The organism is Streptomyces sp. Z26 (assembly GCF_003665095.1).
GTDB classification, from domain to species: domain Bacteria; phylum Actinomycetota; class Actinomycetes; order Streptomycetales; family Streptomycetaceae; genus Streptomyces; species Streptomyces phytohabitans.
This window is the reverse complement of sequence record NZ_RCHV01000002.1, coordinates 2,850,001-2,869,209: the sequence shown is the minus strand read 5'-3', so window position 1 is coordinate 2,869,209 and position 19,209 is coordinate 2,850,001. Positions and strand designations below refer to the sequence as shown.

Sequence of the window (19,209 nt, the reverse complement as noted above, 5' to 3'; positions counted from 1 at the left end):
GCACGGCCGCCGCCCCGCCCCGCTCAGCCGTACGGCGGTGGCCCGGTCCCGCTCCCCGGCGGCCCGTACGGCATGCTCGCCCCGCGCGCGTACGGCGCCCCTCCGTACGGCGCGCTGCCGTACGGCGGCCCCGCGTACGGCGGCCCCGCGTACGGTGCCCCTCCCGGGGGCGGCGGCCCGTACGGCCCCGGCACCGGGCCCCACGCGGGGGCCGGGTACGCCGGGCCCGCCAGGACGAGGGCCGCGTGTTCCGTCGGCGGTGTCGCCAGCGCGCGGCGCGTCCACAGGTGGTGCAGCAGCTCCTGCTCGCGCGCGACGAAGTCCGGCGCGCCCGCGCCCCGTTCGGCGCGGGCGCGCAGCAGCGCGAGGGAGGTGGCGAAGTGCTGGTACTCCAGCACCGTACGAGCGCCCTCCGCCCCGTGCGTACGCCGTGCGTACTCGCGCGCGAGCCCCCGCGCGCGCATCGACGCGAGCGCCCACGCCTCCGGTACGGACAGCCACCCGGCGGCGGCGTACGCGGGCAGCGTGCGGCGCAGGGTGCGCACCGTGTGCTGCCGCGACCGGACGGCCAGCCAGGCCAGGGCCGCGCAGGCGGGCAGCATGCACAGCGCGTACACGCTCATGAAGGTCGCGCCCGCGCCCGATGCCGCGCCGTTCCACACGGAGTGCAGCACCGTCGCCGCCAGCAGCCCGCCGAGCGGCAGCAGCACGCGTGCGGTGCGCCGCTGCGGCGGCAGGCCCGCCGCGACGCCGAACGCGAGGCCCGTCAGCGCCGTGAACAGCGGGTGGGCGAACGGCGACAGCACCACCCGTACGAAGAACGTCGTGGCCGTCGCCGACTCGGCGAGCGCGGACGGGCCGCCGAAGGCGGTGTCCTGGCCGTAGGCGCTGCCGAGGTAGAGGACGTTCTCGGTGAAGGCGAACCCGGTCGCCGTGACGCCCGCGACGACGAGGCCGGAGACGACGCCGGTGAAGTCGCGCCGCCGGAAGAGGTAGAGCAGCAGGATCGCGCCCGCCTTGGCGACCTCCTCCACGACCGGTGCGACGACGGTGGAGCCCACGGTGTCGGCGCGGGAACCGTCGCCGTTCATGGAGGTGGCCAACCAGGCGGTGGTCAGACTGTTGGCGAGCAGCGCGACGAGGGTGGCCGCGCAGGCACCCCAGGCGAACGCGAACGCCAGGTTCCGCCACGGCGCCGGCTCCACCCCGTCGACCCAGCGGAACGCGCCGAGCAGCAGCGGCACCGGCAGCAGCGCCAGCGCCAGCCCGACGAACAGCCCCTGCGTGCCCGTCTGTTCGCGGACGAGGGCGAGGATCATCAGGCCGCACAGCGTCAGCAGCCCGACGACCGCCAGCGGGCGGAGCGTGCCGCTGTGCCGGTGCCACCAGGAGGGGGCGGGCGGCGGACGGTAGCGCCAGTCGGCCGGGGAGGCGGGCATCGCCGGGAACCGCGGGTCCTCCTCGTAGGAGGGAACCGCGCGCGCGGCGCCCGTCGGGTACGCGTCGCCCCGCTGGAATCCCTGGTGCACTCTGTCGACAGTAACGGCCCCACGGGGTACGGGCACTCGCCGTCCGCGCGGGGCGGCCGTTCCCGGCCGTGGACCGGCGCCCTCGGTCAGCGGCGGCGGAACAGCAGGTCGTGCACGCGGTGCTCCTTGTCCAGCCCCTTGCCCTCGAACCGGGTCAGGGGACGGGCGTCGGGGCGCGGCGCGTAACCGCCGTCCGGCTGCGTGTTCTCGTACGCGGGATGCGCCTCCAACGTGCGCAGCATGTGCGCCGCGTACGGCTCCCAGTCCGTCGCGAAGTGCACCACCGCGCCCGGCGCGAGCGGTACGGCGGCCAGGTCGAGGAACTCCGGCTGCACGATGCGGCGCTTGTGGTGCCGCTGCTTCGGCCACGGGTCCGGGAAGTAGAGGCGCAGCCCGGCGAGGGACGCGGGGGCGAGCATGTGGCGCAGCAGGATGATCGCGTCGCCCTCCGCGACGCGGATGTTGTCGAGGCCCCGCACCTCCATGAGCCGCAGCACGTTGCCCAGGCCGGGCGTGTGCACGTCCACGGCGAGGATGCCCGTACCGGGGTCGTCGGCCGCCATCCGCAGCGTCGCCTCGCCCATGCCGAAGCCGATCTCCAGCACGGTCGGGGCGTCCGGCGCGAGGGTGTCGAAGAGGGCGGGCAGGTCCAGCCGCGTCCCCTCGTCGACCGCCACCCCCCACCGCGGCCACAGCCGCTCCAACGCCTTGCGCTGGGCGTCGGTGATCCGGCCGCGGCGGGGTGTGAAGCTGCGGATGTGGCGCTCGGCGTGCGGGCCGCCCGCGGGCTCCCCGGCGTCCGCGGGCTCCCCGGCGTCCGCGGGCTCCCCGGCGGACGCGCGCGCGGCGGCGGAATCGCGTACGGCGGCGGGCTCGTGCGCCCGTACGGGCTGCTCGGTGCTGGTGGTTTCGTTCTCGGACACAGTGCGGCCGATTCTACGGTCAGTGCCGCGGCGCGCTCCCGCCCACCATCGCCAGCACCCGGCCCGCGATCTCCCGCCCGATCGGCAGGGACGCCGTCGCCGCCGGGGACGGCGCGTTCAGCACGTGCACGGTGTGCGGCGCCTCACGGAGCAGGAAGTCGTCCGCCAGCGAGCCGTCCGGCAGCACCGCCTGCGCCCGTACGCCCGCCGCCGCGGGCCGCAGGTCGCCCGGCTCCACCTCCGGCAGCAGCCGCCGCACGGCCGCCGTGAACGCGCGCCGCGACAGCGACCGCCGCAGCTCGCCCGCCCCGTACCGCCAGTGGCGCCGCGCCATGCGCAGGCTCCCCGCGTACCCGACGGTGCCCGCCAGCTCCCGTGGCCGCACGGTGCCCCAGCCGTACCCCTCGCGGGCGAGCGCCGGGACCGCGTTCGGACCGAGGTGCACGGTGCCGTCGACGCCGCGCGTGAGGTGCACGCCGAGGAACGGGAACGCCGGGTCCGGCACCGGGTAGACCAGCCCGCGCACGAGGAACGCGCGGTCCGGCGCCAGCTCGTGGTACTCCCCACGGAACGGGACGATCCGCATCCCCGGGTCGTCGCCCGCCAGCCGCGCGATCCGATCGCAGTGCAGGCCCGCGCAGTTGACCAGCGCGCGGGCGCGCAGCACCGTGCCGTCGGCGGTCCGCACGGCCACGCCGCGCCCCGGCCGCCGGTCGATCGCGGTGACCTCCGCGCCGCAGCGGACGACGGCGCCCGCGTCCCGCGCCAGCCGGGACAGGGTGTCCGCGACGGCGCCGAAGTCGCAGACGCCGGTGGTGCCGACGTGCAGGGCGGCGAGCCCGCGCACGTGCGGCTCGTACGCGCCGATCTGCGCCGGGCCCAGCTCCCGCACCGGGATGCCGTGCTCCCGGCCGCGCTGCGCGAGCGCGTGCAGACGCGGCAGCTCCGCCCGCTCGGTGGCGACGATCAGCTTGCCCGTCAGCTCGTGCGGGACGCCGTGCTCGGCGCAGAACGCGACCATCTCCGCCGCGCCCTCCACCGCGAAGCGCGCCTTCAGCGAACCCGGGCGGTAGTAGATCCCGCTGTGGATCACGCCGCTGTTCCGCCCCGTCTGGTGCCGGGCCGTGCCGGGCTCCTTCTCCAGCACGGTGACGCGGGTGCCGGGCGCGGCACGCGTCAGCGCGTACGCCGTCGACAGGCCGACGATGCCGCCGCCGACCACCAGCACGTCGCAGTCGTACGGGACGGGGCGCGCCCGACGGCCCGCCGCCGTGTTCTCCTCCGTGGTCACGCCCTCCATCATGGACTCCCGCACCGACAACGGCGTCACGGCCGCCGGAGCGCGCGCACCGGGCGGGGCGCGTACGACGTGCCCACCGCGTACGGCCCGTACGGCACGCCCCGTGTCACGCCGGTGCCACCAGGAGCGGGCGCGCCCGCTCCCGCAGCTCCACCACGCGCGGCTCGTCGCCGTACGGCTCCAGGCGGTGCAGCAGGTCCCGTACGTACTCCGTGGTGCGGGCCGAGGAGATCCGCCCGGCGACCTCGACCGCGCGCGTGCCCGCCGCGCAGGCCGCGTCCAGGTTCCCCGACTCCAGCTCCGCGACGGCCGACACCACGAGCCGCAGCCCGTGCGAGCGCACGAACTCCTCCGTCGGCCGGGACAGCGCCTTCTCCGTGAACCGCCGTACCTGGCGGGGCGCGTTGAGGTCGCGATAGCACTCGGCGGCGTCGGCGGCGAGCCGGTCGTAGGAGTAGAAGTCCAGCCAGGAGGGGTCCGGGTCGCCCTCGCGCGCCCGTTCCAGCCAGCCCTCGGCCGAGGACAGCGCCGCGCCGCTCGCGTGCGCGTCGCCCGCCTTGGCCTGCGCGCGGGCCTCCACCAGCCGGAAGAAGCTCATGGTGCGGGCGGTGGCCAGGCCGCGGTTGCGTTCGAGGGCGGCCTGCGCCAGGTCGACGCCCTCGTCGGCGAAGCCGCGGTACGTCGCCTGGAGCGACATCGACGCCAGCACGTACCCGCCGAGGGGCACGTCCGCCGCCGCGCGCGCGAGCCGCAGCGCCTGTATGTAGTACCGCTGCGCGGCCTCCTGTTGGCCGGTGTCGAAGGCCATCCACCCGGCGAGCCGGGTGAGTTCGGAGGCGGCGCCGAAGAGGGCGCGGCCCACCTCGTCCGTGTACGACCCCAGCAGCAGCGGCGCCGCGTCGACCCGCAGGCACTCGGGCACCATGGACGAACGCCAGTCCCCGCCGCCGTACTTGGAGTCCCAGCGCCGCGCCTCGTCCGCCGCCTCGCGCAGCTTGGAGACGTCCGTGTGGCCCACCCGGATCAGCGCGGGTCCGGCGGCGCGGCCGTCCTCGCCGTTCCCGGTGGCGCTCGCGGCGGCCGCCGCGGCGGCGGCGCGGGCCGCGTCCGGGTCCCGCGCGACGGAGCTGTCGGCGGGTGTGATCAGCCAGCGGGAGGTGGGCGTGGCGTACGCGCTGACGGCGAACGAGCCGGCCAGCGTCTGCCATATCCCGCCGCCGCGACGGCCGCCGAGGTCGAGCCGGTAGAGGTCGGTGGCCGACTTCACCGCCGCCGCGACGTCGCGCGGGAACGCGAGACCCACCTCCGGCGCGGGATCGGCGTCCGCGAGCCCGATCTCGTGCAGCGGTACGGGACGGCCCAGCTTGCTGCCTATGGCGGCGGCGATCAGATGGGGCGCGGCGCCCTGCGGCACCATGCCCTTCGAGACCCACCGGGCCACGGACGTCTTGTCGTACCGGAGCGTCAGACCCCGCTGCGCACCCAGGTCGTTGACCCTGCGGGCGAGTCCGGCGTTGCTGATTCCTGCGAGGGCGAGAACGGTGCCGAGCTTCTCATTCGGCCCGCGTGGCTCCCTGGACATGCGCACCCCTGACACACACCGACGGCCGCCCCGCGGCGCGCGCGGCGGCACCCCCGACCGCGAACTCCGGCCAGGGGCTTCCCCGTTCGCCTTGGACGGGAAAAGTTTCGCGACCCAGCGTAGTTCGCCGCATCCCGACCGTTAAGAGGCGCCGTCCCGGATGGCGAGATCTGTGTCCGTGCTCCGGGCCCCGCGGTGGCGGCCCACGGCATGTGCTCCCGGCGTGTGGCCATGCGCCCGGCCGTGCGCTCTGTGCCGGGTCGGAGGGAAGCGCTTCCATGTGAGTCGCGTGGGTCGGCCCACTGAACTGGACCAGTGGGCTGGGGGACACCGCCGTTCACGCTCCCCGCGGGCGGCGGTTCGGCCCGGGGGACGCCTTCGTTCCCCGGGCCGACATTTGGCCGAATGACACCGGTTGACTCACCCGGCATATTCCGCACCCGGCCCGGTACGGCGGCGGGCACGCCCCCAACGGGTGCGCACACGCGGCGCACTTCACAAAGTCGCGCGCCCTCCGAGCGCCTCCGGCATGCCCTATTCGTGGCAGCATGGTCGCAACGGCGGCTGGCAACGGCACCTTTCGGGCTTCGCGAGCCCCTGGACCCGACGAGTCTTCGGGGTCCTGCGGTCCCCTGCCGAGTCCCAACGGACGTGACGGGCGGAGGCGTGCGGCGATGCGATGGCTGGTGGGATGGAGCATCAGCGCCGCGGGAGCGCCCGGGAGTTCGTACGGCCGAGGCGCGTACGGCGCGGGCGCGTACGGTGACGGCGCGGGCGACGACGGGCACGCGTACGCCGGGAACGGGCACGGCAACGGGCACGCGTACGCCGGCGACGGCGGCGGTGCGTACGGCGGGCACGGCGGCGGACCGAACGGCGGCGCGGGGTACGGCGGCACCGGCCGCGCCCACGGACCCGGCGAGTCCGTACGGCCCGTCGGCGCGCAGCTCCTCTGGGACGGCCCCGACCCGCTGTGGGCCGTCGGGGACTGGCGCCCGGACGAGGTACGCGTCGTGCGGGCCGACGCGGACACCAAGCTGGCGGTCCTCGGCCACTGCGGCGCCTCCGACGAGGAGTTGCGCCTCGGCCTCTTCGCCACGCGCGGCGGCGCGTTCCGGCACCTGACCGCCTGGCCCGGCAGCTACACGGCGGTCGCCAGCGTCGGCCGGCGCGTCGTCGTACCCGCCGACCTCGCCGGGGTGCGGCCCGTCTTCCACACCCCCTGGGCCGGTGGCAACGCCTACGCCACCGCCGCGCTCCCCCTCGCGGACCTCGTCGAGGCCCAGCTCGACATCTCCCACCTGGCAGCCCTGCTCGCCTGCCCCGACGCACCCGAGGCGCTCGGCGACGGCACGCCCTACCAGGGCGTGCGCCGCGTACCCCCGGGGCACGCGCTCATCCTGCGCGACGGCGGCAACCGCGAGATCGCCGGGTACGAGCAGGCCGCGTCCCTCGTGCTGTCCGCCCCCGCCCCCGTCGACTCGGACACCGCCGTCGCGGGCGTACGGGACGCCCTCGTGGAGGCCGTACGGGCCCGGCTGTCCGCGCCCCGGCACGCGTACGAGGCGGACTTCGACCGGCTCGACCCCGGCCCGGTGCCCGGCATGGGCCCGGCCGAGAGACGCGCGGCGCGCGGGGGCGGCCCGGACCCGCCCCCGGCATCGGCGCCGACCTGTCCGGCGGCCCCGCCTCCGCGACGCTCGCCCTCCTCGCCGCGGGCCTGCCCGGCATGCCGGGCACCGTGATGGGCACCGGCGACACCGAGGCGGGTGTACGGCTCCTCGCCGTCACCTTCAACGACCTGACCGCCGCGGCCACTTCGGGCACCGCACCGGCTGACGGCGCGGCGGCGGGCGGCTACGCCGCCGAGCTGGAACGCGCCCGCGCCCTCGCCGAGAACCCACGCCTCCACCACGTCGTCGTCACCGGCGCCGACGAGGCCCTCCCGTACGCCGACCTGGAGAGCGGCCCGCTCACCGACGAACCCGGACCCTCCCTCGTCGCCGCCGAACGGCACCGGCTGCGCCTCTCCGCGGGCAGCGCCGACCACCTCGTCGGACTCGGCGCCCGGCAGGTGCTCGACGCGCACCCGGCGCGCCTCGCGGACCTCCTGCTCGACCGGCAGCGGCGCCATCTGCTGCGCCCCACGGGCGCGTTGGCGCGCGCGGAGGGCGCCGAACGCGGCTACTCCGCCACCACCTCCCTGCTCGCCCCGCTCACCGTCTACCGCGCGGCGCGGCGGCTCGCCCGCACGTCGTACCGCGAGGGCGTCGAGGAGACGGCGGCACGGCTGCGCGAACGGCGCTTCACGGAGGCGTTCGGAGACCCGTACGACGGCACCGGCGGCGGGGACGGGCCCACCGCGCTGGAGGCGTCGCTCGCCGCGCTCACCTGGTGCCGCCCCGGACCGGCGGCACGCTGGATGACCGGGGAGGCGCTGGCGGAGGTCTCGCTCCGGCTGGAGGCCGCCGCCGTGGCCCGGCCCGTGGACGCCACCCGGCCCGGCGAACGGCGCGCGCGTGCCGCCCTCGCCCGCCAGGCGGCCGACCAGCGGGTGCTCGAACAGGCCGCGGAGATCCGCAACCAGCGGCTGCACGCCCCGTTCTACGACAACCAGGTCGTACGGGCCTGCCGCGCGCTTCCCGAGGCGGCCCGCGTGAAACCCGGGCACCGCGCGTCGGTGCTGCGCGCCGTCCTCGCGGGCGCGGGCGTGCACGACCTGCCGCAGGGCTGGGGCGCGCCCTCGCACGCCTCGCAGACGGCGTCCGCGCGCGCCGGGCTGCGCGTCGCCGTGGAACCGCTGCTGGACCTCTTCGAGGCGCCCCTCCTCGCCGACGCCGGACTGATCGAGGCCCGCGTCGTACGGAAGGCGCTGCGCGCGGCGGCGGACGGCGAACCGCTGCCCCTGGACGGCCTCGCGGACCTGGTGTCCACCGAGGTCTGGTTGCGCCGTCTGCTCGCCCGGCGGGGCACCTGCTGGACGGGGGCCGACGCGCCGCGGCAGCGTGCGGCGGCGGGTGGCGTGACGCCCGCGCAGCAGCGCCCGGCGCTCTGACGCGCGGCGGTTCCGCGCGGCCCGTGGTCCGGTGCCCGTCCGGTTTCCGGCGTCCCTCCGCGTCGGTTTTCGGCGTCCCTCCGGGCATTCGGGCCGTCCCCTCCGCGGATCTCGACGCCACCGCGCGCGCGGACGGCGTTCTCCGCCGGACGGCGCGCGAGGACACGGGAGCACGGGAGCACGGGGGCCGGTACGGGCCGGGTCGCGTGCGCCCCGGTGCGCGGAGCGCGCGACGGGGCGGTGCCGCCGTACCCCGCCGCCGTACGGCCGTACCCCGCCGGTGAGGTGCCGTCAGGCGGGCGGCGGATCGCCCACCACGCGCGCGTGCAGGTGCATGTCGTGCCGCCCGTCCGCGTGCACGTGCGCACCGCGCCGCGTCCCCTCGTACGGGAAGCCGGACTTGGCGGCGACGCGACAGGACGCCGTGTTGGCGACCGAGTGGGCGAGTTCGAGGCGGTGGAAACCGGCGGTGCCCAGCGCCCACCGCGTGAGCGCCCCCAGCGCGCGCGGAGCGACGCCGGTGCCGCGCGCGGCGGGCAGCACCCAGTAGCCGCACTCCGCCACGCCGTCCCGCAGGTCCATCCCCCGCAGCGCCACCCGGCCGACGACCGCGCCGTCGTCCGCGCGCGCGACGGCGTACTGCGCCGCCCGCTCCTCCCGCCAGCTCACCCCGTACGCGGTGATCCACTCCCGCGCCTCCGGCAGCGACGCGACGTGCCGCACGTGCCAGCGCCGGATCGCCGGGTCCCGGAACGCGCCGTGCAGCACCTCCGCGTCCGCGGGCTCCCAGGGCCGCAGCCGCAGCGTGCCGTCCCGGCTGGTGAGGGTCGGCTGCGGGGACGCGGCGAGGCTGCCGGGCGGGATCGCCGGGGGGAGCGAGAACGACATGGCAGCATCATGCGGTCGTACGGCGCCGCGCCGACAGGGCGCCCCGTGGCGCCGCGTCCGTACCGACACACCCCGCCCCGACCCGTACCGGCCCGCCTCGACCCGTACCGCCCCGGCCCGTGCCGATAAGCGGGTGCGCGCGGCTGCGGGCGGGTGCCATCCTCGGCGCCATGCCGACGTTCGAGGAACTGGTCGCCGAGGGCGCGGCCGTACCGACCACCGGCTGGGACTTCTCCTGGTTCGAGGGCCGCGCCACCGAGGAACGCCCCTCCTGGGGGTACGCGAAGCTGCTCGCCGCGCGCATGGCGCGGGCCGGTTCCGCGCTCGACGTCCAGACGGGCGGCGGCGAGGTGTTGGCCACCGTCCCGGTCGCGCCGCCGCTGCTGGCCGCGACGGAGTCCTGGCCGCCGAACGTCCCCGTCGCCCGGCGCCACCTCGCCCCGCTCGGCGCCACCGTCGTCGAGGCCGCCGAGGCGGCCGAACTCCCCTTCCCCGCCGACACGTTCGACCTGGTCGTCAGCAGGCACCCCGTACTGATCCGCTGGGACGAGGTGCACCGCGTGCTGCGCCCCGGCGGCACGTACCTCGCCCAGCACGTGGGCGCGGGCACCGTACGCGAACTCGCCGCCTACCTGCGCGGCCCGTGTCCCGCGCCGCCCACCACGCCGCCCCCCGCCGCCACGCCCGCCGACCCGCCGGTCACCACCTCCGGCGCGAGCGCGACGTCCGCCGTGGAGGCGGCGGAGGCGGCGGGCCTGGAGGTGCTGGACGTACGGCAGGAGGCGCTCCGCATGGAGTTCCACGACATCGCCGCCGTCGTGCACTTCCTCCGGAAGGTCGTCTGGACGGTGCCGGACTTCACTGTCGAGGCGTACGCGGAACGGCTGGCGGCACTGCACCGCTTCATCGAGCGCTTCGGCCCCTTCGTCGCGTACGCGCAGCGCTTCCTGATCGAGGCGCGCCGCCCCGGCGGCCCGGACCGTTCCGGCGGCCCGTGCCGCCCCGGTCAGCCCGACCCTTCCGGTGGCGTCAGCGGCAGGTGATCTCGGACTGCGCCCAGTCCGCGAGGGCCGACATGCTCAGCAGGCCACGCGGCTGGACGACGAGCCGCAGCGTCTCCACGCCGTTCAGCGGCACGTGGACGGGGACCGGCGGCTGGTTCCGGCGGACCACGGGGGACTGCCACAGCTGCCTGCCGTCACCCAGCACCGAGAACCGGACTGAACGATTCCCCAGCGTCAGCGAGTCGATCCCGGCGAGCGCGTCGTACGAGGTGCAGGCGCGGTTGAGGTCGATCGTCACCGACGACGGCGCGTGCACGCTGATGCCGTGCCCGTACGTACGGTCCCCGATCCGCAGCTCCTCGCGCTGCCAGATCCAACTACTCTGCCCGATCCGTACGGTCGGCTCGTCCGTGCCGTCGCGGTCGAAGACGTCGTACTCCAGCCGGTTGAGCTGGTAGTCCGCGGGCGGCTCCGGAGTGGGCGTCGGCGTCGGGGTCGGCGTGGGAGTGGGCGACGGTGTCGGCTCGGGCGCGGGCGGATCGCTCGGCTCCGGTTCGGGCGTCGGCTCCGGTTCGGGTTCCGGTTCCGGCGCGGGCTCCTTCTCGGGCTTCGGCTCCGGCTCCGGCTCGGGCGCCGGGTCCGCCGGAGGCGGCGGCTGCGCGGGCGGGTTGCCCGGCTGCGGCGCCCCGGGCGCGGGCCTCTCGGGCGGCTGGGCCGAGGCGGCCGGCGGCTTGGCCTCCGGCTTCTCCGGCTCCGCGTCGTTGCCCGCCAGCGCCAGCGCGGCGGCCACCGCCGCGGCCGTCACCACACCCGCCGCGATACCGGCTTTTGCGGGCGTGCCCAGCCCCTCCGCGGCCGCGCCACCCGCCGCGCCGCCGCCCGCTCCGGCGCCGCCGCTCGCCGCGGCGGCACCCGCTCCGGCCGCCGCGGCCGCGCCGCCGCCACCGGCGAACAGCATCCCGAACGCCTTGCCGCCGCCCGCCACTCCGAACCAACCGATGAACGCGACCGGCACGAGCACGCGGATCTGGCTGTTGAGGTCTTTGACCTCCAGCGCCGCCGTACGGCACTTCGCGCACTCCTCCAGGTGCTTGCGCAGCCCGCGCTCGGCCCGCATCCGGAGGCCGCCGCGCGCGTACGCGCCGAGCCGGTCGGCGTAGCGCGCGCAGTCGCCGCCCGCGGTGAGGCTGTGGCTCACGTGCGCCTGGAGGTACGCCTGTTTGAGCTTCTCGCGCGCCCGGTGCGCGAGCACGGCCGTGGCGTTGTCCGAGAGGCCGAGCAGCGGGGCGACGTCCTTGGGCGACTCGTCCTCGACCGTCGTGTGCCACAGCACCGTCTGGTACTTCTCGGGCAGGCTGCGGAACGCCTCCACCGCCAACGAACGGTCCGCCTCGCGCATCGCCCGTACGTCCGCGCCCAGATCCTGCGTGTCCACGTCCGAGGCGGCCGAGCCCCGGGCCGCCGACTCCGCGAACACCGCGAAGTCCTCGACCAGTTGCTCCCGCTTGGCGGTCGTGGTCCAGGCGGCGGCGACGCGGCGCACGGAGGTCAGCAGGTACGCCCGCACGGCCGTCTCCGGCCCGGAACCGCCCCGTACGGCCTGGAGGGTGCGGGCGAAGACCTCGTTCGTCAGGTCCTCGGCGGTGTGCGAGTCGCGGCAGCAGGTGCGGGCGTAGCGGCGGACGGCGTCCGCGTGACGGCGGTACAGCTCGTCGTAGGCGTCCGTGTCACCGCCGCGCATCCGCGCGAGGAGGGCCGCGTCGGGCCCGGCGTCACCGAGGGCACGCCCGCCCGCGCGCTGCTGCGGTACGGACGGTGCCGACCCGTCGCCCTCGGCGGCCGGTTCGTCCTCGGTCCGCTCCGCGCCCGCGTCAGCCGTGTCCGTATCCGCGCCAGCCGTATCCGCGTCCGTCCCCGCGTCGCCCGTCCCCGCGTCAGCCGCGTCCGTACCCGCCGCGTCCCCGGACTCCTCCGGGACGGCGGGGTCCGCCGCCCCGGCGTGTCCCGCCGGGTCGCTGGGGCCGCCCTGACCGGGCACGGTGGCGGAGCGCGGCGGAGTCGTCCCGTCCCCGGCCCCGTCGCCGTCCGTGCGCTGGTCCCCACGCCCCTCAACGCCCACTACCGGCACCCCCCGAAGCTGCTGTCGCCGCCGAACTCCGGGCAAGCGTGCCACAGGGGGCACACCCGGAGGCCGGCACGCACAGCATCCAACCGTCCAGGGTGAATCGCCCCCCGTTCCCCGCCGGGGTCACCCGTACGTGTGCCCCGGCCGTCGGCGTCACACCATCGGGCGCGAACGCAGGCCCTCCAGCAGGATGTCGAGCAGCCGATTCGACGCCGCCGCCTGCTGGTTGGCGTCGGGCAGCATCGGCGCGGCCGTCGCTATCACCAACAGCACGTCCCCGACCGTCACATCGGTGCGCAGCTCACCCGCCGAACGCGCCCGCTCGACCAACTGCCCGACCACGTCGAGCAGTTCGGCCGCGCCGGAGTCGTCGTCCGCCAGCTCGAAGCCGTCCGCCGTCAGGGCACCCCGTCCGTTCGCACCCGGGGTCCCGTGCGGGGCCGCGCGCAACTCGCCGTCGGACGAGGCGCGTTCGCCCGGGGGCGAGGGCATGTGCCCGTCCCCCAGCGTCTCGATCCGGCCGTCCGCGCGCCCGTCCACGAGCCGCAGCGTGGATTCCCCATCCGCCCAGCTCTGACGCTGTATCGGCACCCGGGTCCCGGTGGCGAACCTCCCGGCCTCACCGCCCGCTCCCGAGGCCACGGCGGTCTCCGCCGCCACCGCCCCGCCGACCCCGGTGCCCTTGCCCGCGCCCACACCCGTCCCCGGCTCGTCGCCGGGCCCGTCCGTGCGCAGTATCCGCGGCGGCAGCAGCCGCCCGGCGCCCGAGGCGACGGACGTGCGCAGGAACCTGGACAGCGCCGCCCAGGGCTGCTGTTCGTGGCCGAGCGCGGCCTGCGCCTGCTCGGTCAGCCGGGCCGTCTCCTCCTCCGCGATGCGGCGGACGAGCACGTCCTTGCTCGGGAACCTGCGGTAGACCGTGCCGACCCCGACCCGCGCCCGGCGCGCCACGTCCTCCATCGGCGCGCCGTATCCCAGCTCGCCGAAGACCTCGCGTGCCGCGCGTAGAACATGTTCGAGATTGCGCTGCGCGTCGACGCGCAGCGGCGTCGAACGTGAAGAGTCCTGAATCCCCTGAATGTGCATAGTCGTTCCCCCGGTAATGATCCGTCTCCCCCCGGAGACCCCCGCCCGTTTACGATCGGTGGCGCGGTCAGTCGCAAGACGCCCCCGTCAGGTTACGAACATAGTTGAGCCCGCCTGAAGAGAGAAGGGGGCCACTTCCGCGCGTCCCCGACCCCGTTTGGCGTACGTCCGCACAGGGGCTCCGCGGGGCCCGTACACCCCCTCCGGCCACCTCGCCTGACCTGCGTGAACTCCGTCCCGTCCGGGAACCGGGGCGAAACGGACCATGTGGCTCCGCTCGGCACGCAATTCGCCGGACCTGTGGACAAACACCGGGCGTCGGGTGCGTCATGGACAGGTGACGAAGGAACCCGTACGCATTCTGGTGGCCGGCGGCGGCTACGTGGGCATGTATACCGCGCTCAGCCTCCAGCGTTCGCTCAAGCAGCAGCTCGCCCGTGGCGAGACAGAGATCGTCGTGGTCAATCCCGACCCGTACATGACGTATCAGCCGTTCCTGCCCGAGGCCGCCGCGGGCTCGATCTCCCCACGTCACGTCGTCGTGCCGCTGCGGCGCACGCTGTCCGCCTGCAAGGTGGTCACCGGAGAGGTGAGAACCGTCGACCACGCCCGACGGGTCGCCGGCATCGAGACGCTGGCCGCCGCCGAGGAGGGCGCGGACCCCGTCGAGCTGCGCTACGACGAGCTGGTCCTCGCCCCGGGCTCCGTCTCGCGCACCCTCCCCGTCCCCGGTCTCGCGGAGCACGGCATCGGCTTCAAGACCGTCGAGGAGGCCATCGGGCTGCGCAACCACGTCCTCGAACAGCTCGACATCGCGTCCTCCACCCGCAACCCCGAGGTCCGCGACGCCGCCCTCACCTTCGTCTTCGTCGGCGGCGGCTACGCGGGCGTCGAGGCACTCGCCGAGCTGGAGGACATGGCCCGGTACGCCTGCCGCTACTACCACAACCTCCAGCCCGACGACGTACGCTTCCTGCTCGTCGAGGCGAGCGACCGCATCCTCCCCGAAGTCGGCGCGGAGATGGGGGCGTACGCCCTGCGCGAGCTGCGCGGCCGGAACATCGACGTACGCCTCGACACCCGCCTCGACTCCTGCGAGGGCCGCGTCGCCGTCCTCAGTGACGGCTCCCGGCACCCCACCCGCACCCTCGTGTGGACCGCTGGCGTCAAGCCGCACCCGATCCTCGCCGCGACCGGTCTCCCGCTCAACGAGCGCGGCAGGCTGCGCTGTACGGCGCGGCTGCGCGTCGAGGGCACCGAGCACGCCTGGTCCGCGGGCGACTGCGCGGCCGTCCCGGACGTGGCCGCGCGCGCGAAGGGCGACCCGGACGCGTACTGTGCGCCCAACGCCCAGCACGCCGTACGGCAGGCGCGCCGCCTCGCGGACAACATCGCGGCCGTGCTCAAGGGCGGCGAACCGGCCGACTACCGCCACTCGTACGCCGGTTCCGTCGCCTCACTCGGGCTGCACAAGGGCGTGGCGCACGTGTACGGGCGTAAACTCAAGGGCTATCCGGCCTGGTTCATGCACCGGGCGTACCACCTGAGCCGCGTGCCCACGTTCAACCGCAAGGCGCGGGTGCTGGCCGAGTGGACGTTGGCGGGTCTCTTCAAGCGGGAGATCGTCTCGCTGGGGTCGCTGGAGCATCCGCGTGCCGAGTTCGAGCTGGCCGCGGGCACCGGCAGGCACCCCGAGGCGAGCTGACGAACTCCCGGCGGTACGGCGGCGTCTGACGGGTGTCAGTGCCGTGGGCCACACTGGGCATGTGACCATGGGTGGGGCCGTACCTGCGAAGAGTGATAGCCGCGAACGGCGACGCAGGCACCCCCGCACGGGCCGGTGGTCCGTACGGGACCGGCCCCCGCACGGGACCGGCCCCCCGGACAGGACCGGAGCGGGCGACGCGGACATCGCGGCGCCCGCGCACGACGCGACGCACAGGACGAACGCGAGGAATCGGACGACGTGAACTTCACGCGCTGGAGCCCCCGGCTGCCCGGCACACAGCGGCGCGGCGCCGCCGACCAGGCGGCGACCAAGGCGGCGAAGGCGGCGAAGGCGGCGAAGCCGACGAGATCGGCCAAGCTGGTGCGGGGAGCCAGGACGGCGAAGTCGGTGAAGCCGGAGAAGACGCGGCAGCCGGCCGCCCCCGGCCCCGCGTCCGACCCCGACCCGGAGCCCGCCGACGCCGACGCCGGTGGACTCACCGGCACCGTCCCCGCCGCCCGCGGCACCGACGACGGCACCCGCGCGCCCGGTCCGGCGGCGGACGCGCCGCCCCCGCCGGAGGGCACGGACCGCGCGCCCGAGGGCGTCGCCCGCAGCCTCGACGCCCTCTCCGTCCACGACCTCCTCGGTGAGGTGCCCGCCCTCGCCGCCGTCGTGTACGGCGCCGACCACCGCATCGCGTACGTCAACGACGCGTACGCCCAGGTGTTCGGCCCCCGCACCCCCGGCGGCCCGGCCCGCACCGCGCTCCCCGAGCTGGAGGAGCTGGGCCTGCTGCCCCTCATGGACCAGGTGCTGCGCAGCGGCCGCCCGCGCACCGTCAAGTCCCGCCGCGTGCAGGGCCGCGACCGCACCGGGTACTACACGTTCACCTGCACCCCCATCACCACCAGCGAGGCCGCGGGCGTCCTCATCTTCGCCGCGGACGTCACCGACCAGGTGGAGTCCGCCGAGCGGCTGCGGTCCAGCGAACGCCGCCAGCGCGAGGCCGCCGTCACCCTGCAACGCAGCCTGCTCCCGCAGGAGTTGGAGCAGCCCGACGAGCTGCGCGTCGCCGCCACGTACCAACCGGGCGGCACCGACGCGGCCGTCGGCGGCGACTGGTACGACGTGATCACCCTCGGCGCCGGGCGTACGGCCCTGGTCATCGGCGACGTCATGGGCCGCGGCGTGCGCGCCGCCGCCGTCATGGGCCAGCTGCGTACAGCGGTCCGCGCGTACGCCCGCCTCGACCTCCCGCCGCACGAGGTGCTCCAACTCCTCGACGGGCTCGCCGCCGAGATCGACGCCAGCCAGATCGCGACCTGCGTCTACGCCGTCCACGACCCGCACGAGGGACGCCTCAACTACGCCTCCGCGGGCCACCTCCCGATCCTCGTACGGGACGCCGACGGCACCGTCCACGCCACCGCCGAGCCCACCGGCCCACCCCTGGGCACCGGCGGCTGGATGCACAGCTCCGGCTCCGTCCCGCTGGAGGAGGGCGCCACCGCCGTCCTCTACACCGACGGGCTCGTCGAGCGCCGCGACGCCGACATCGACGACGGGATCGCCGCGCTGGAACGGGCGTTCGCGGGCGCGTCCGGCAGCCCGCAGGTCATCTGCGACCGGATGCTCCGCGCGATGCGCATCACCGCCGAGCACGACGACGACGTGGCCGTCCTCGTCCTCCAGCACCCGGCCCGTACGGGGCACGAGGCGGAGCTGTTCCGCGGCGCCTCGCTGGACCTGCTCGGCGGCACCGAGGCGGCGCCGCGCGCGCGGGCGTTCGCGTCCGGTGTCCTCGCGTCGTGGCGGTTCCCGACCGAGCTGCACGACCTCGGTGTCCTCGCGGCCAGCGAACTGGTCGCCAACTCCCTCCAGCACGGCACCCCGCCCATGCGCCTGCGGCTGCGCCGTACGGACCGGCGGCTGACCGTCGAGGTCACCGACGGCGACGACCACTTGCCGCGCCGCCGCCGCGCGGAGCCGGCGGACGAGGCGGGGCGCGGCATCTCCATCGTCGCCACGATCGCCTCGACGTGGGGCACGCGCCGTACGCCCGGCGGGGGCAAGGCGGTGTGGTGCGAGTTCGCGCTGCCGGAGGAGTGAGGCGCGCGCCGTGGACGTACGGGCCGTGGACGTACGGGAAGGGCGGCCACGTCGTGTGACGCGACCGCCCTTCCCCGGTGCCCGGTCCGGACCCTCCGTCAGCCGACGGACGCGGCGACGCGCGGCTCCACCGCGCCCGCGCCCGTGGGCGCCCCGGCGCGTACGTCCGTACGCACCGCGCGCGACGGGTCGTCCTGCTCCAGCGTGAGGTGGCGCCCCAGCCGCAGCGCGAGCACGGTGACGCCGAGCGAGCAGAGGACCAGCAGCCCGATGTACACGGTGTACGCGCCGTGCGCCGCCAACAGACCGCCCACGGCCGGACCGACCGCCACACCCAACTGCTTCACCAGGGCGAACGCCGAGTTGTACTGCCCGACCATCCGACGCGGCGCCAGGTCCGCGACGAGCGGCGCGACCGTCGGCGACAGCATCGACTCACCGAGCCCGAACAGCATGTACGTGGAGATCAGCAGCGCCGTCGCCACCCCCTGCACGTGCGGCACCAGCCCGGAGAACCCGGCCGCCAGCCACGCCACCGTCCAGACCAGCCCGACGAGCGCCACGACCCGGCTGCGCCGCCTGCCCTCGACCAGCCGCAGCACCACGAACTGCGCGAGCGCGATCACCGCGGTGTTGGCGAACAGCGCGACACCCAGCGTGGCCGTGGAGATCCCGGTGACCTCGACGCCGTACGCGGGCAGCCCGGACTCGAACTGCCCGTAGCAGGTGAAGAACAGCACGAACCCCATGACGCACAGCAGCAGCATCGCCCGGTGCGCGACCAACTGCCGCCAGCCGCCCCCCGCGGCACCGTCGTCACCGGGCACGGACGCGTCCATGCTCACGGCCTCCGGCAACCGCACGGTCAGCAGCACCGCCGCCAGCACGAGGAACATCACGGCCTCGACGCAGAACAGCGTCGTGAACGTGCCCGGCCGGTGCTCGTCCACGATCTGACCGCCGAGCAGCCCGCCGACGCCCATCCCCAGGTTGTTGAGGAAGAACTGCGTGGCGAACGCGCGCGACCGCGTCGCCGTCGTCGAGCACCACACGATCATCGTGGCCAGCGCCGGCTGGAGCACGGCCACGCCCGCGCCCATCAGCGCGGCACTCGCCAGTACGGACGGCCCGCTGCTCGCCAGCCCCAGCCCCAGGGCGCCGCCGGACGCCGCGACCACGCCGCCCATCGCGACGGGCATCGGCCCGCGTCGGTCGATGACGCGGCCGACGAGCGGCAGTACGAACAACGCGGCGGCGGCGAACACGGCGAGCACGACACCCGCCGTGCCCGCGCCCAGATGCCGTACCTCCGCCACGTAGAGGAAGAGGTACGGAACGGTGAAGCCGCTGCCGAACGCCGCCAGTGCGTTCCCGAGCTGAATCCGGCGCAGGGTCGCGCCCATCGCGGTGGTCACACTCACCTTCCCAGGTCGTCGAGGGGCCCCGGGGCGGTCGCGTCGGCCGCCCCGGGGACCCTGAGGTCGTCACGAGAGTTCGAACCTAAAGTTCGAAGCTAAAGAGTACATACGGCAAGCCTTAGAGGCTAATCGGTTCCGTGGCATACTCCGGCCATGCCGGACCTCCCCCCGTCCATCGACGAGCAGATCGCGATCTACCAGCGCGAGTTCCGCGACCTGGACCCCCAGGTGGAGAAGGTCGTCAACGCGATCAGCCGCCTCGACCGCCGCCTGGCCGTCGCGTACCGGCGCCAGCTCGCCACGCTCGAACTGAACAGCTCGGAGTGGGAGGTGCTGCGCGAACTCGTCATGGCGGGCGAGCCGTACCAGCTCTGGCCGGGCACCCTCGCCCGCCGCCTCGGCCTCACCCCGGCGGCCATGACGCACCGCATCGACCGGATGCTCGCGGAGGGGCTGGTCACCCGGGAGCGTGACCCCGA

At 75.6% G+C, this 19,209-nt stretch carries 12 protein-coding genes and 1 pseudogene (1 of these 13 only partly in view); 5 read left to right on the top strand and 8 right to left on the bottom strand.

The window, feature by feature from the left end:
- Positions 1–23 precede the first annotated feature (23 nt).
- The 4 genes from D7M15_RS12680 to D7M15_RS12665 all read right to left on the bottom strand — a co-directional run bounded on the left by D7M15_RS12680 (position 24) and on the right by D7M15_RS12665 (position 5,334).
- The gene (locus D7M15_RS12680; protein WP_346428799.1) at positions 24–1,529 is read right to left on the bottom strand and encodes a PrsW family intramembrane metalloprotease; all 1,506 of its coding nucleotides are present in this window, start codon (positions 1,527–1,529) and stop codon (positions 24–26) included.
- Positions 1,530–1,615: 86 nt separating this feature from the next.
- Entirely contained in the window at positions 1,616–2,452 is an 837-nt protein-coding gene (gene trmB / locus D7M15_RS12675; protein ID WP_206337359.1) for a tRNA (guanosine(46)-N7)-methyltransferase TrmB, read from the bottom strand.
- A 19-nt stretch (positions 2,453–2,471) separates the two neighbouring features.
- The gene (gene lhgO / locus D7M15_RS12670) at positions 2,472–3,743 is read right to left on the bottom strand and encodes an L-2-hydroxyglutarate oxidase (RefSeq protein ID WP_240649285.1); all 1,272 of its coding nucleotides are present in this window, start codon (positions 3,741–3,743) and stop codon (positions 2,472–2,474) included.
- Positions 3,744–3,858: 115 nt separating this feature from the next.
- Complete coding sequence (locus D7M15_RS12665) at positions 3,859–5,334, bottom strand: MFS transporter (protein ID WP_121520686.1); 1,476 nt, start codon at positions 5,332–5,334, stop codon at positions 3,859–3,861.
- A gap of 674 nt (positions 5,335–6,008) precedes the next feature.
- On the opposite strand from D7M15_RS12665, the pseudogene D7M15_RS12660 reads away from it, so the two are divergent.
- Positions 6,009–8,389 (top strand): annotated as a pseudogene (locus D7M15_RS12660) (asparagine synthase-related protein).
- A 291-nt stretch (positions 8,390–8,680) separates the two neighbouring features.
- On the opposite strand, the gene D7M15_RS12655 reads toward D7M15_RS12660, so the two are convergent.
- Positions 8,681–9,277: a GNAT family N-acetyltransferase gene (locus tag D7M15_RS12655; RefSeq protein ID WP_121517610.1), complete on the bottom strand. Its 597-nt coding sequence runs from the start codon at positions 9,275–9,277 to the stop codon at positions 8,681–8,683.
- Positions 9,278–9,447: 170 nt separating this feature from the next.
- Here D7M15_RS12655 and D7M15_RS12650 point away from each other — a divergent pair, with 170 nt between their 5' ends.
- On the top strand, positions 9,448–10,320 hold the full coding sequence (locus D7M15_RS12650) for a methyltransferase domain-containing protein (RefSeq protein WP_121517609.1): 873 nt from the start codon (positions 9,448–9,450) through the stop codon (positions 10,318–10,320).
- Here the strand turns inward: D7M15_RS12650 and D7M15_RS12645 are convergent.
- Positions 10,307–12,400 (bottom strand): sigma-70 family RNA polymerase sigma factor, encoded by a 2,094-nt coding sequence (locus tag D7M15_RS12645; RefSeq protein ID WP_240649284.1) that lies wholly within the window; start codon positions 12,398–12,400, stop codon positions 10,307–10,309. The two genes, D7M15_RS12650 and D7M15_RS12645, sit on opposite strands and share 14 nt — an antisense overlap.
- A 159-nt stretch (positions 12,401–12,559) precedes the next feature.
- Positions 12,560–13,492, bottom strand: a complete 933-nt coding sequence (locus tag D7M15_RS12640; protein ID WP_121517608.1) for a helix-turn-helix domain-containing protein — start codon at positions 13,490–13,492, stop codon at positions 12,560–12,562.
- A gap of 388 nt (positions 13,493–13,880) precedes the next feature.
- Between D7M15_RS12640 and D7M15_RS12635 the strand changes: the two genes are divergently transcribed.
- Together D7M15_RS12635 and D7M15_RS12630 are read left to right on the top strand one after the other, a co-directional pair.
- The gene (locus D7M15_RS12635) at positions 13,881–15,197 is read left to right on the top strand and encodes an NAD(P)/FAD-dependent oxidoreductase (RefSeq protein ID WP_240649631.1); all 1,317 of its coding nucleotides are present in this window, start codon (positions 13,881–13,883) and stop codon (positions 15,195–15,197) included.
- Positions 15,198–15,458: 261 nt separating this feature from the next.
- Positions 15,459–17,312 carry an ATP-binding SpoIIE family protein phosphatase gene (locus D7M15_RS12630; protein ID WP_206337358.1) on the top strand — a complete coding sequence of 618 codons (1,854 nt, stop codon included), beginning with the start codon at positions 15,459–15,461 and terminating at the stop codon, positions 17,310–17,312.
- Positions 17,313–17,410: 98 nt separating this feature from the next.
- On the opposite strand, the gene D7M15_RS12625 is transcribed toward D7M15_RS12630, so the two are convergent.
- A complete protein-coding gene (locus D7M15_RS12625; protein WP_121517606.1) occupies positions 17,411–18,727 on the bottom strand; it encodes an MFS transporter in 1,317 nt (438 codons plus the stop codon).
- A 156-nt stretch (positions 18,728–18,883) separates the two neighbouring features.
- Between D7M15_RS12625 and D7M15_RS12620 the strand changes: the two genes are divergently transcribed.
- Positions 18,884–19,209, top strand: partial view of a MarR family transcriptional regulator gene (locus D7M15_RS12620; RefSeq protein WP_121517605.1) — the 5' portion only. The gene runs 211 nt beyond the window's last position; the window shows 326 of its 537 coding nt (coding positions 1–326); the start codon lies at positions 18,884–18,886; its stop codon lies beyond the right edge, outside the window.

Bases quoted from the DNA above. Each gene is read 5' to 3' on its own strand.
- D7M15_RS12665 (WP_121520686.1), bottom strand. From the start codon at position 5,334: ATGTCCAGGGAGCCACGCGGGCCGAATGAGAAGCTCGGCACCGTTCTC.
- D7M15_RS12655 (WP_121517610.1), bottom strand. From the start codon at position 9,277: ATGTCGTTCTCGCTCCCCCCGGCGATCCCGCCCGGCAGCCTCGCCGCG.
- D7M15_RS12650 (WP_121517609.1), top strand. From the start codon at position 9,448: ATGCCGACGTTCGAGGAACTGGTCGCCGAGGGCGCGGCCGTACCGACC.
- D7M15_RS12640 (WP_121517608.1), bottom strand. From the start codon at position 13,492: ATGCACATTCAGGGGATTCAGGACTCTTCACGTTCGACGCCGCTGCGC.
- D7M15_RS12635 (WP_240649631.1), top strand. From the start codon at position 13,881: ATGTATACCGCGCTCAGCCTCCAGCGTTCGCTCAAGCAGCAGCTCGCC.